The following is a 12,826-nucleotide window of genomic DNA, read 5'->3' as shown; positions in this document are numbered from 1 at the left end:
TACTTGTTTTAGGTCGCTATCACAGTTTTTGTCGACATCAGGGTATTGCACCTTAACGACCACCTTTTGTCCCGATAGCAAAACCGCTCGATGCACTTGTCCGATAGAAGCCGCCGCAAAAGGTATTTCTTCAAATTCAGTAAATAACTCATTAATAGGGGCTTGAAGCTCACGTTCAACTTGTGCTTGTATCTGCGCATATGGCATTGCCGGCGCATCTTTTTGCAGCTTCTCTAGTGCCGTTGCTACTTCAGGCGGAAACACATCTTTGTATTGCGAGGCGATTTGCCCCACCTTCATCACTGCACCTTTCATCTCACCAAGGGTTTCAGCAATTTGAATACCAACATCTTGCATCAATTCTGATCGCGCTTGTAGGCGTTTTTCTTCGTCGCTTGACAAATGCTTTAGTGAGTTTTTAGCTGCTTTTCCAGCAATACTTGCTGTCATACCAGCAAGTTTCATAAAGCGTGTTCCGGACGATTTTGCCATGCCTATCACCATATAGTGGGGTATTTAGTGGGTTGTTTTCTAAACTCTAATATTATTGTTTTAATCAAATAAATGCTGTTTAACTACTGTGTTAAAAATACCGTCATTACTTTTTTTATAATACCTTTATGAGGTTTCTATTCAGTATGACTCATATGATACCAATTATGATACCAATGCCAGAAACTACTTATCTCACAAAGCTACTTATTTAAGGTTAGTGCATAAGTATGGGTCAGCCAATAATCCAACGCCATATGATAGCCCAAATGTCCTAGACCAGAAATTACACCGACTGCCACATCACATAAGTAAGAGTGCTCTCGAAACGACTCGCGTGCGTGAACATTCGATAAATGTACTTCGATAAATGGTTTTTGGGTAGCAAGTAGCGCATCGCGTATCGCAACAGACGTATGAGTAAAGGCAGCAGGATTGATGATTATGGCATCGATTTGCGCACTTGCCTCTGCTAATAGACCATAATGCTGAATATCATCGACCAGCTTGCCTTCGTGATTGGATTGTATACAAATCAGCTCAATACCATGGACTGCAGCGCGTTCGGTTAACGCATTTTCAATATCGGCAAGGGTTGTGTGACCATAGATATCAGGCTCACGCTTGCCAAGTAGATTTAGATTTACACCATTAATCAGTAATAGTTTATGGGTAAGGGTTTTATTTGAGTTCTGCTGAGCGGTATTGATGGGCGCTGCTGATTCAGAGGAAGCGGTCATAATGGTCTCTATAGTGGATAGACAGTAAGCGTTTTATCAGTTTTTGATTCATACAAGCGTACTATAATAAGAGATTTTAGGAAATAGAGCGCTTACTATTCCTTTATCATAACAGCTTGTCAGCTGAGTTATAAAAAATAAGCGGTAAAAGTAGTTTAGACGATAAAAATCATATTAAAAGTCTTTGTGTTGCTAAAAACCCGTGTTATGATATTTTTCACACAACAAATATTACATGTTTGTTGCTATCTCTGGTTTTGATGATATGAATGCCATTTTAGCTTTTATATCACACCCTATCAGAGGTGCTATAGGTTAAGTCATAAAGGTCAATTTAATGCTTTTATGTTGCCAATAGTATACAGAGTAGTCACTCTTAAATTTTGATTTCATAATCTTAGTATCCGTTTATATGCAATGATGCAAAGGAATTTGGGACTAAGCAAACTTTTTAGGAAGTAATATTATGTCAGCTCGCGAGCAAGGTATCGTTAAGTGGTTTAATGACTCAAAAGGCTTTGGTTTCATTCAACGTGATAGCGGAGAAGATATTTTTGTGCATTTCCGCGCGATTCAAGGTGATGGTTATCGCTCTCTAAAAGACGGCGAAAAAGTTGAGTTCAGTGTGGTAGACGGTGATAAAGGTCTACAAGCTGAGGAAGTCAGAAAAGTAGAAGAGTAATCGCGACAGTCATTCTTATAGTTTAGCTATAATGTCTGTACAAACTACTGATATACTACTGAGCCAAGCCCGTCCTGTCTTACTTATGTTGATTTTAACGCAGCATATTTAGTAAGCATTGACATGGGGCTTGGCTTTTTTATGCTGATCAGTTTTATAGGGTTTCGGCTGCTGGTTGATAGATAAAATAAAGCGTTCATAAACCCTGCCGTTTCTTACTTATCTGTAGTCTTATCATTGATAAATGATACACAAGCGATTTATACAAAAGGATATTTTTTTGAGTAACTTTACGACGTTTACGGATTTGCCACTTTCAGCAGCGACCTTGCGTGCAGTAAGTGACTTAGGTTTTACTGAATTGACGCCGATTCAAGCAAAAATACTGCCGCATACCTTGGCGAATCAAGATGCAATCGGACAGGCACAGACGGGTACTGGCAAGACGGCTACATTTCTATTGACCATTATGGAGGCTTTACTTAAGCGTCCCTTTGCTGCTGATGAAGAACGTCATTTAGGTGAGCCACGTGCCATCGTTATGGCACCAACCCGTGAGCTTGCTCAGCAAATATTTGATGACTGTATCGCCTTGACCAAATACACCTCTTTGCATAGCGTCTGTATTATGGGTGGTACCAATTATGAAACGCAGCAGCATGAGCTTGAGCGTCAATATGTCGATATCTTGATTGCCACACCTGGTCGCCTGATTGATTTGATGCATAAAGGTATGGTCTATTTAGATCGCGTAGAAGTATTGGTATTAGATGAAGCGGATCGCATGCTCGATATGGGTTTTATCCCTGACATCAAGCGTTTGGTCAGTCGTATGCCGCCCAATACTGATCGTCAAAGCTTACTCTTTTCAGCTACCTTTAACCAAGATGTAATGGGTCTGGCGTATCGCTGGTTACATGAGCCAGAGTTTGTTGAGATTGAGCCTGAGCATAAAACCAGTGAGCTGGTAGACCAGCATTTTTATCTCTTAACAGAAGATCAAAAATTAGAAGCGGTCGAACGTATCATCACTAATAGCGAAGTAGAGAAGGTCATTATTTTTGCCAACCGTAAAGACCAAGTAAAGCGTCTGTATCATAAGCTGCGTCAGGGACACAAAATCGTCATGTTATCAGGCGATGTGATTCAGCAAAAGCGCGAAAAATATTTACAGCGCTTTAAAGATGGTCATGCTTCTGTTTTGGTCGCGACTGATGTGGCAGGACGCGGTATTCATGTTGATGATGTCAGCCATGTGATTAATTATACCTTGCCAGATCAGCCAGATGATTATGTACACCGCATTGGTCGTACTGGACGCGCTGGGCAAACCGGTATTAGTATTAGCTTTGTGAGTGAAGATGATGCCTTTAATATACCGGCATTAGAGAAGCATTTGGATACTAAGTTTAAGCTTGAGCAGTGGCAGCCTTAATAAGCTAACGTTTAGAATCTAGGTAAGATTTTATTAATTAAGCTCTAAAGTGGTTAAACAGTAAAAAAGCCCTTAATAATTTATTAAGGGCTTTTTTATACATCTGTTTTGATATGATATCAATTTGAAATCATATCAAACAGCAAATTGTTAGTGCTGATGCTCCATGTCTGCTGAGTCATCATTCATATCGTGGTGAGTGGTATTATCCGTATCAGTCATCATCATAGTGTGCTCACCATCCACCATGCCCATGCTATGACCACCACCATGGTCGCCATGCATACTGGACATGGCGATAGGAATAAAGACCACAGCTAGACCAGATAATACCATCACAGCACCATTGAGCTGTCTTAAGCGAAAACGCCCAATTTTATCCCGTAACCAACCAACGGTCTCGTGAGTAGCGACCAACATCGGTACAGTTCCTAAGCCAAAAACGAACATCAAAGCAGCACCGCTAAGAGGGTTGTGCGCGACCACAGCGATCAGTAGAGCGCCATAGACCAAACCACAAGGCAAGAATCCCCATAGAAGACCAGCAGACAATGCCCGCGGAAAGGTATTAAGTGGAAATACTTTTTGACGAATAGGGCTTAGGTACTGCCAAAAGCGCATACCGAAACGCTCAAGCTTGTTTAGAAACGGTGCACCCAGCATGGTCACGCCGACAAACACCAATACCAAACCAAGCAAAATACGCGGTGTACTATTGCCTTGCATCAATGGCTGTAATACAGCTGTGCCTATCAGTCCTGCAACCAAACCCAAAAATGCATAGCTGGTCAGGCGACCGAAATGATAGGTCGCTACCAATGCACGGCGCTTGGCAGGGCTGACATCTTTCATTGACAAACCAAAGGCAGTCACTAAGCCACCACACATACCTAAACAATGCGGTGAACCAAAAAAACCCATTAATAATGCCGCAACGAGTAAAGCTGTGGTCATGGGGAGACGCTCCTAAAAACGGTAAAAGGTGTACCGACTTATCAGTCTTAAATGCAGAAAAATAAGCAGGTAACGCATTGGTAAGTTAGCTGAAAAGCTATGTTTTTGAGTGCTTATCTGTATCAGAGAGAGGAGTTGCAGCGCTATCTACCTTACTGTCCGCATCACCTATCTGATGAGACGCTTTTTCAATCGAAACAAGGTCACTGTTATCATTTGCTTTTTGATTAGGGTCAACAGGCTCCTGAGCCTGTATCACTTGTCTACGCTCTTGACGATCATCTAAGATAATACGCTGGGAGGCGTTATCCAAATCTTCGAATTGATTGGATTTTACCGCATAACGTACTGCCCAGATCGCGACCACAAACAGCATGAGACTTAATGGAATTAATAAAAATATACTGAGCATGGCACCTCTCTTTAATCGCAGTTTCTTTGACTATTATACACCGGTTGTCAGAGTGATGGATGACCTGTGAGGATAAAATGCAAAGAGTAGATACAGATACCAGAATATTTGCCAAAATGTGCTCATAAATCCTAGTCATCAGCCGTTTTGGCTACCTTGCCTCTTGGGGTCAATAGCTGCTGCGACGTTACTTCTTTAGCTTGGCGGCAATTTTCTTGAGGGCGTATTACATCGCGTAGGTAGGCAGCAACCTCATAAACCGCGCGCCGAGAATGGCTTAAATTTTGTGCCGGTTCCCTCCAGTCACGTCTGACAGGTAAAGGGGCGTTGATTGCTGTGCTGTTGATACCGTTTAACGCAAACTGTCTGCGAGCACGCGCCATATGGTAGCTGTCAGTAATGAGATAAACATGATTTAGAGGGATACGTTTTGCAGTAAAACGGGCATTCTCGCAAGTATTCATACTGGCATTTTCGCTGATTAACCCATCCATACCATGCTCAATCAGCCATTGACCAAGCCAAGGCGCCTCAGCACCGCTGAGTACAATGGGCAAAGGCAGGTCATGGTAAGCTGTAGCGGCAGTACGTGCACGATTAATGCTATAGCGATTGAGGATAATTTGGTTATTATTATCATTGGTCAGACCGCCACCCAATACCAAATAAGCGGTAGGAGGAGAGCTCATTACCGCAGGTGGCATTTTTGGCAGCGGCAGAAGAGCCAATATATAGACCACCGTTTGAGAAAATAGCGGCGTGAATAAACTGATGAGGACTAAAATAACTGTCGTTGCACCTAGCAAAAACGTGGCATTAATAATACGAAACAGCTTAAGCATACGCTCAGCTGAACGTAAATAATGTCGCCATAGGCGATTAGACCATGATTGCTTAGACCACATGCTCATCGTATCCGATGGAACCATCGGCATTTACCCACACCGGCTCGCGCGACAATTGAATGGCAAACTTCTCATAGATAGTATCTACAATATACTTTTGGGCAGCTGCAACATCCTGTTTGGTAGCAATATATGGCGCATGATTGGTCAATACCAGCGCTTGCTGCTGATGGGTAACAATAGGATCTATACCGCCGCCTTTTAGACCAGCTTGTTCAATCAGCCAGCCAGCTGCCACTTTAGTCATCGCGTCAGGCATTGGGTAGCCAACAATAGCGGGATAAGACGATTGCAGCTCGGTAAATTGTGCTTGAGGGATAATAGGATTTTGAAAAAAGCTGCCACAATTTGGTAATTGCTTAGGATCAGGCAGCTTTTGCTGACGAATCTCAATAATAGCGTGCATCACATCAGCGGGCGTCGGCTTGGTGCGACCTTGCTGAGTCGCATAGCCCTGTGCGACTGTCTGTACATCACCATAGCTTGCCAGTACTTTTGTCGCATCAGTATGTAGTCTAAAACCCACACGGCTGATTAGCCATGTATTCGGCTGACGTTTAAACATACTATCACGATAGCCAAACTTGCAGTCGACTGCGGTCAAATCATGCCACGTTTGGCTTGGTAGATGATAAGCACGTACAGACTGCAAGCAGTCCTCTAGTTGGACGCCATAAGCACCGATATTTTGTATGGGAGCGGCACCAGTAAGACCAGGTATTAGAGCAAGGTTTTCAAGACCATACCAGCCTTGATTGACCGTATATACCACCAAGTCGTGCCAGTTTTCACCTGCCATTACCTCGATATCGACATAAGAATCTGTCTGCGCTGTCACCTGTATACCACGCATTTGTGGTCGCAAGACAATCGCATTGAGCTTTGCTGGCAATAGCACATTGCTACCGCCGGATAAGACAAATAATGGCTGGCTATGCTGAATGTCTTGCTCATAATGTGCCATAAACTCATCAAGTTGCATCTCATCCGTTAAGCTAACCACAGAGTCAGCCATACACACCAAAGCCATGGTGTTACTATGAGACAAATCTGCTGTCTGACGGTGTGATAAGTCCGCTACATCATCGTTCGGTAGAGTAAGTGAGGCACTGGGATTAGAGCGTAAAGCTGAATTCATAACACATAGCCTATGGTGCAAATAAACAAAAATTCATACGATGTTTATTATAAAGGATGCGGCCTATAAAGGTAGCAGAAATATGGCGCTTTATGACCAAGATATCTTCATCACTAGGATATCTTCCAGCTTTCAATCCAAGCTTGGGCACTTGATTCGATACGTTCAATCACTTCTTCAAAGGCATCGCTATCACCGCTATATGGGTCTGGCACATCATCACCGCCGTAAGTGGGATCTTCCTCACTAAATAAAGCCAATTTGGCTAACTTTGTATCGGTATCTGTTATACCCTCTTTAATAGACTGTAGGTCTGCTAAATTTTGTGTATCCATCGCTAGGATTAAATCAAAATTGCGGAAGTCATCAGCACTGATTTGGCGTGCCACCAATTTACTGATGTTATAACCGTGGGCTTTGGCATGACGCTGTGCTCGCTCGTCAGGTGCATGGCCAATATGCCAATCCCCAGTGCCTGCCGAATCTACCTTCATCGACAGCCCTGCAATCGCTGCTTGCTGACGAAAAATCTCTTCAGCAGTTGGTGAACGGCAGATATTCCCCAAACAGACCAATAATACAGATGACGGAGTAGATGCTTTAATTGGCATATGATGACCTTTTGTCGCAATAAAAAAACATGCTATCAAAATCAACATTAGAGACGTGATTTATAAGCATGCTATAGAGTAAGTTAATGGGTGATAGCGTAACGGTTAATACCTTGAATTTCAAGGGCAGAGGGTAAACAGTAGGGTCAGCAGTTCATGCATACCTGTTAATCCTATTGCTATTTAAGATGATGTGCTGCTATTGCAGGTATTACCAACAGATTTAGTCTTGATTGCTTTTAAAGCGATGTAAATCGCGGCGCTCTTTTTTATTGGGTTTGTTGTCTGGTCGGGCAAGGTTGGCAAGTTTACGCTGCTCAGCATAATACGCGCGGCGCTCCTCACTTTCTTCAGTCTCTGAATATAATACTTCAGCGGCAGTTGCGTTGCCGCGTTGTGCTGTTAAGGCTTCAACAATGACTGTCTTTTCGGTCATGGCAGTGGCTGAGCCTTGACGAATCTGCAATTCATCGCCAACAGTAATCTCTTTACTGGTCTTTACGCGGCTACCTGCATAATGTACGCGCCCGCTTTCGATGGCTTCTTTGGCAAGAGTACGAGTGCGATAAAAGCGCGCGGTCCATAACCATTTATCGAGACGCATACGCACAGCATCAGGCTTGCTATGACTGGGCTGATTATGGTTTTTATTGTGTTTACTCATCAAAACCTCATGGATATCAATAACGTAAAATAATAATGGTGGTATTTTTATTAATTAAAAGAGCGGTAAGCGATTAACAGCTCAGAATATGTAGTTCACATCGTTTTTGTCATTGAAGTTATTGACACCACTGTTTTTCACAAGGTATACCATCATTATTGCCATCCATCTTCGTATTAGAGCAGTTCTGTAAAAAGTAAGTGGCTTCTGCGCAGGATGTCATTTGTGAGCAATGTTTTCTACTATCACATGAAAAGCTGGCTGCTACTGGTTGTAAATTTACTTCTGAATTTAAAGTTGGGCTTATTGATACTGCTGAATTTGGATCTGAATCAACATACGTTGGTGATATATCATCAAAGTCAGTAGGGGTAAGGACAGAATCAGTAGAATTATCAGTTATATTGTCTGTCGCAATAGCAGTCGTGGAGTCACTCATAGAATGATTGGGTTGAAGGAGTTTGTAGCCTACAAGTGCCAGAGTAAGCAACACTAAAGCCATTACTATCTTTTTCATAAGGTTTTATCACCTATCAATAAACGTCGCAAGCGTACAATAACTCTAAATTAATCAGCATTGCAACTTAACAAAGACCGATGGCAGTTCCTTAATTAAAAAACTGCCGTTGATGGACTGATAGTCGACGTCTATTTTTATTTCAAAAACAACTGATAGCCAATATTGTCATTAAGCATGGTGCAGTCATATCCAATATCCAGCAAGGCATCTTGTAGCTGGCGAGAGTTGCCCTCAGAAGCTTGTAAACCGACCAATACTCGACCTTCAGCAGCGCCATGATTGCGATAATGGAACAAGGTAATATTAAAATCGTCACCCAATTTTTCTAAAAAGGTCAATAAAGCACCTGGACGCTCTGGGAAAGTGACTTGTAATAACTGCTCGTTTTCGACATGCGCATGACCACCAATCAAATGACGGATATGTGATTTGGCAATATCGTCATCGGTCAAGTCGTGTGCTGTATAGCCATCAGCTGCCAATTGCGTACGGATAGTTTGACGCTCTTTATCGCCTTCTTTTAATGCAATACCGACGAAGATTGCCGCAGGTTCCATAGAGTCAGGTGATTTTTTACTATCAGCGCGGTAATTGAACTCAGTGATATTACGACCGTGCAGACTACGGCAGAAGTTTAAGAAAGCGCCAGTCTGCTCAGGGATCGTCACGCCAAATATGGCTTCTTTTTTCTCACCAATCTCAGTACGTTCAGCGATATAGCGCAAACGGTCAAAGTTCATATTGGCACCGCAGATAATGCCAACGCAGTTTTTGCCTTGTAGATTATGAGCATCGATGTATTTTTTCATCCCAGCAACCGACAGCGCGCCTGCAGGCTCAACGATACTGCGGTTCTCTTCAAAGATATCTTTGATAGCAGCGCACACTTCATCATTGGTACAAGTGACGACTTCAGGTTCGACGACAGGACCAGATTTATCGCTCTTCTGCATACGGACAATATCAAATGGTAATTCACCTATTTGGGCGACTGCCACACCATCGACGAATAGTCCCACTTGCTCAAGTTTGACTCGCTCATTGGCTTCAAGCGCCGCTTTTAGTGATGCTGATTGGTCGGCTTCTACAGCGATGACTTTGACATGCGGGGCAACTTCGCCCAAAAACGCAGCGACGCCAGAAATCAGACCGCCACCACCAACTGCCACAAAAACATAATCCATATTTCGCCATTGCTGGGTGAGCTCAAGCCCGATGGTGCCTTGTCCGGCAATCACCAGCTCGTCATCGTATGGTGGGATAAAAGTCAAACCTTCACGCTCAGCGCGATTGATCGCATAGCGGTTCGCTTCATCAAAGCTATCACCATATAAGTCTACATTGCCACCAAGCGCTCTGACGGCATCTACTTTGATATCAGGGGTGGTAGTTGGCATAACGATAATGTTATTAAGGGCAAGCTTTCGAGCAGAGTAGGCAACGCCTTGTGCATGGTTACCCGCCGATGCGCAAATCACGCCGCGTGCCTTTTGCTCGTCATTTAATTGGCTGATACGGTTATAAGCGCCGCGTAATTTGAAGGATTTTACCGGTTGCAGGTCTTCACGTTTGAATCGAATGTCATTAGCAAAACGTTGGGTCAGCTTGGGTGCCGCTTCAAGTGGTGTTTGAATAGCAACGTCATAGACGGTGGCTTGTAAGATGGCTCGTACCCAATGTGACAGCATAAAAATTCCTAGACTCGTGTGTATGAATATAAAAAATGCGGATGGTTATAAATAAGTGGCAATTAACGATAGGAACTACCAAAAAGCGCAGATAAGTATAAAAATGAAATAGATTAGCCTATGCTGATTTTAAGCATCTTGCAAGACACAATTACAGTTTTTGCGGCGGTTTGGTGGTTGATGCTCATCAAATAAAGATAAATTATCAGGAGTAATGCTTTTTTTGCTTATTTATCCAAAAAAACTTGAATCATTTCCATATGTCTGTATTATTGGACATATGGAAATAAATAATGCTATTGCAAGCTTTGCTGCGCTCTCTCAAGATACTCGTCTAAAAGCTTTTAGGTTGCTTGTCAGCCAAGAGCCCGTTGGTCTGCCAGCAGGTGAAATTGCTCGTCAATTGTCTGTGCCGCACAATACGATGTCAGCACATTTATCTGTGCTGGCTCGGGCAGGGTGGGTAGTGTCTCAACGACACAGCCGCCAGATAATTTATCGTGCATCACTATCACATATGGAGATGGTCATTCAGTTTTTATTGCAAGATTGTTGTGCAGGACATTCAGAATTGTGCGCGTCTCTTATGGACAGTTTGAGCAGATGTGAGATTGCTAAACCTGCTGATTCAGACAGCCTTTCAAACAATCACTAAGCCAATAACTGATTCAGTAAACCTCTTTATTAATAAGCATACTCATAAAATAGGCAAAATTGCTATGAAACCATTAATTTTTCATAACCCAAAATGCGGTACTTCTCGTAACACGTTGGCCATTATGAATGCATCCGGTGAACAGCCGGATATCGTGGAATATCTACAAAATCCGCCAACTCGTGATTATCTAGTTGAGCTATTGGCAAAGATGAGTATTTCACCAAGAGAGCTGTTACGAAGTAAAGAACCTGTCAATGACGAGCTAGGACTAAACACTCCTGAGTTATCTGATGATCAAATTATTGATGCCATGATTGCCCATCCTATCTTAATCAATCGTCCTATTGTAGTCACTAATAAAGGCGCTGCATTATGTCGCCCATCGGAGCGAGTGTTTGAGTTACTAGAGAACCCTGTGAGTAGCTTTACTAAAGAAGATGGGGAAGTGATTCATCATGGCAAATAATACAACAGATTTGAATGTGGTCGATTTGGATGATTTGCTCAATATTGATGTAGACAGTATACAACCTATTGATATTGAATCCTTGATTGGTGCACATGACCCGCGTCACCCACCTAAAATACTGGTGCTATACGGCTCATTGCGTACGCGTTCATTCTCTAAATTGGCAGCCGAGGAGGCAAGTCGTCTATTGCGTTGGTATGGTTGTGAGGTGAAGATGTTTAACCCATCTGGTTTACCATTACCTGATGCTGCTGATGCAGACCATCCTAAAGTACAAGAGTTACGAGAGCTGGCACAGTGGTCAGAGGGTATGCTGTGGGTCAGTCCAGAACGTCACGGCAGTATGACCAGTATCATGAAAGCACAAATCGATTGGATTCCACTATCATTGGGTAGCGTGCGACCAACCCAAGGCAAAACTTTAGCAGTGATGCAAGTCAGCGGTGGTAGTCAAAGCTTCAACACGGTCAATCAGCTGCGTATCCTTGGGCGCTGGATGCGCATGATTACTATCCCAAATCAGTCGTCCATTCCAAAAGCATTTTTAGAGTTTAACGATGATAATCGCATGGATAAGTCGCCTTTATATCTGCGCCTCGTTGATGTTTGTGAGGAGTTAGTGAAGTTTACGTGGCTCACTCGCGGACGCTCAGCCTACTTGACTGATCGCTATTCTGAACGGGTTGAAAGTACTGAAGAGTTATCAAAACGCGTTAATCAAAAATAAAGCTGACTGCCTATACTCTCAGCTATATTGTCTGGGCTGTGTCAGCCGAAAATCATCAACTTTACCCAAATAATAAAGCTTTCCTATATAAAGTTTGCCCATATAAGGTTATACATGCTTGCATTCATTATTTTTATCGTTACTTTAGGGCTGGTAATATGGCAACCTAGAGGTTTGGGTATTGGTTGGAGTGCGATGGGCGGGGCGTTGGTCGCGCTAGCTTTTGGTGTGGTGCAATTATCTGATGTCGGTGTCGTGTGGGACATCGTGTGGGATGCTACTTTTACCTTTGTCGCACTGATTATCATCTCGCTTATCTTAGATAAGGCTGGGTTTTTTGCTTGGGCAGCACTGCATGTAGCGAGATTGGGTAATGGACAAGGGCGTCTATTGTTCCCTATGATTGTGATGTTAGGTGCTTTTATCTCAGCATTTTTTGCCAATGATGGGGCTGCATTATTACTGACCCCAATTGTGATTGCTATTTTATTACGGTTAAATTTTTCGCCGCCCTCTGCCTTGGCATTTATCATAGCGACGGGTTTTATTGCTGATACCGCAAGTTTGCCATTAGTCACCTCCAACCTCGTTAATATCGTTAGTGCCAATTATTTCGATATTGGTTTTGGACGTTATGCTGCGGTTATGGTACCGGTCAATATTGTCTCTGTACTAGCGACACTGGCGGTGCTATGGATATTTTATGCACGCCATATTCCGACACAATATTC

General features: G+C 43.0%; 16 protein-coding genes. 6 read left to right on the top strand and 10 right to left on the bottom strand.

Annotated features, from left to right (window positions below; translation table 11 throughout):
* Together VLN09_RS06815 and aroQ are read right to left on the bottom strand one after the other, a co-directional pair.
* The coding region (locus VLN09_RS06815; RefSeq protein ID WP_325244931.1) for an AarF/UbiB family protein at nucleotides 1-492 on the bottom strand (492 nt) is incomplete at its 3' end.
* Between the two features lie 203 nt (nucleotides 493-695).
* Nucleotides 696-1,232, bottom strand: coding sequence for a type II 3-dehydroquinate dehydratase (aroQ, locus tag VLN09_RS06810; RefSeq protein WP_325244929.1), 537 nt, complete (start codon nucleotides 1,230-1,232; stop codon nucleotides 696-698).
* Nucleotides 1,233-1,698: 466 nt separating this feature from the next.
* Between aroQ and VLN09_RS06805 the strand changes: the two genes are divergently transcribed.
* Together VLN09_RS06805 and VLN09_RS06800 are read left to right on the top strand one after the other, a co-directional pair.
* Entirely contained in the window at nucleotides 1,699-1,914 is a 216-nt protein-coding gene (locus tag VLN09_RS06805; RefSeq protein WP_325244927.1) for a cold-shock protein, read from the top strand.
* A 244-nt stretch (nucleotides 1,915-2,158) separates the two neighbouring features.
* Complete coding sequence (locus VLN09_RS06800; RefSeq protein WP_325244925.1) at nucleotides 2,159-3,349, top strand: DEAD/DEAH box helicase; 1,191 nt, start codon at nucleotides 2,159-2,161, stop codon at nucleotides 3,347-3,349.
* Nucleotides 3,350-3,499: 150 nt separating this feature from the next.
* Here VLN09_RS06800 and VLN09_RS06795 read toward each other — a convergent pair whose 3' ends face one another.
* The 8 genes from VLN09_RS06795 to ilvA form a co-directional block, all read right to left on the bottom strand.
* Nucleotides 3,500-4,303, bottom strand: coding sequence for a sulfite exporter TauE/SafE family protein (locus tag VLN09_RS06795; RefSeq protein ID WP_325244923.1), 804 nt, complete (start codon nucleotides 4,301-4,303; stop codon nucleotides 3,500-3,502).
* Nucleotides 4,304-4,400: 97 nt separating this feature from the next.
* On the bottom strand, nucleotides 4,401-4,715 hold the full coding sequence (gene ccoS / locus VLN09_RS06790; protein ID WP_325244921.1) for a cbb3-type cytochrome oxidase assembly protein CcoS: 315 nt from the start codon (nucleotides 4,713-4,715) through the stop codon (nucleotides 4,401-4,403).
* A 131-nt stretch (nucleotides 4,716-4,846) separates the two neighbouring features.
* Nucleotides 4,847-5,620, bottom strand: a complete 774-nt coding sequence (locus VLN09_RS06785) for a YdcF family protein (protein ID WP_325244919.1) — start codon at nucleotides 5,618-5,620, stop codon at nucleotides 4,847-4,849.
* Nucleotides 5,610-6,758, bottom strand: a complete 1,149-nt coding sequence (murB, locus tag VLN09_RS06780; RefSeq protein WP_325244917.1) for a UDP-N-acetylmuramate dehydrogenase — start codon at nucleotides 6,756-6,758, stop codon at nucleotides 5,610-5,612. Before murB ends, VLN09_RS06785 begins: the two co-directional genes overlap by 11 nt.
* 113 nt (nucleotides 6,759-6,871) lie before the next feature.
* Nucleotides 6,872-7,369: a low molecular weight protein-tyrosine-phosphatase gene (locus VLN09_RS06775; protein WP_325244915.1), complete on the bottom strand. Its 498-nt coding sequence runs from the start codon at nucleotides 7,367-7,369 to the stop codon at nucleotides 6,872-6,874.
* A 223-nt stretch (nucleotides 7,370-7,592) separates the two neighbouring features.
* On the bottom strand, nucleotides 7,593-8,033 hold the full coding sequence (locus VLN09_RS06770; protein ID WP_325244913.1) for an RNA-binding S4 domain-containing protein: 441 nt from the start codon (nucleotides 8,031-8,033) through the stop codon (nucleotides 7,593-7,595).
* A gap of 118 nt (nucleotides 8,034-8,151) precedes the next feature.
* Nucleotides 8,152-8,550, bottom strand: a complete 399-nt coding sequence (locus VLN09_RS12285; RefSeq protein WP_414709100.1) for an excalibur calcium-binding domain-containing protein — start codon at nucleotides 8,548-8,550, stop codon at nucleotides 8,152-8,154.
* A gap of 137 nt (nucleotides 8,551-8,687) precedes the next feature.
* A complete protein-coding gene (gene ilvA, locus VLN09_RS06760; RefSeq protein WP_325244911.1) occupies nucleotides 8,688-10,241 on the bottom strand; it encodes a threonine ammonia-lyase, biosynthetic in 1,554 nt (517 codons plus the stop codon).
* A gap of 280 nt (nucleotides 10,242-10,521) precedes the next feature.
* On the opposite strand from ilvA, the gene VLN09_RS06755 reads away from it, so the two are divergent.
* From VLN09_RS06755 to VLN09_RS06740, 4 genes are all read left to right on the top strand, one after another.
* Nucleotides 10,522-10,896 carry a metalloregulator ArsR/SmtB family transcription factor gene (locus VLN09_RS06755; protein ID WP_325244909.1) on the top strand — a complete coding sequence of 125 codons (375 nt, stop codon included), beginning with the start codon at nucleotides 10,522-10,524 and terminating at the stop codon, nucleotides 10,894-10,896.
* A gap of 64 nt (nucleotides 10,897-10,960) precedes the next feature.
* Nucleotides 10,961-11,365: an arsenate reductase (glutaredoxin) gene (arsC, locus tag VLN09_RS06750; RefSeq protein ID WP_325244907.1), complete on the top strand. Its 405-nt coding sequence runs from the start codon at nucleotides 10,961-10,963 to the stop codon at nucleotides 11,363-11,365.
* A complete protein-coding gene (gene arsH / locus VLN09_RS06745; protein ID WP_325244905.1) occupies nucleotides 11,355-12,095 on the top strand; it encodes an arsenical resistance protein ArsH in 741 nt (246 codons plus the stop codon). The genes arsC and arsH overlap by 11 nt, the downstream gene beginning before the upstream one ends.
* A 114-nt stretch (nucleotides 12,096-12,209) precedes the next feature.
* The coding region (locus VLN09_RS06740) for an ArsB/NhaD family transporter (RefSeq protein ID WP_325244903.1) at nucleotides 12,210-12,826 on the top strand (617 nt) is incomplete at its 3' end.

It is taken from the genome of Psychrobacter sp. (assembly GCF_035469765.1).
Classification (GTDB): domain Bacteria; phylum Pseudomonadota; class Gammaproteobacteria; order Pseudomonadales; family Moraxellaceae; genus Psychrobacter.
This window is presented reverse-complemented; position numbering and strand designations above follow the sequence as displayed.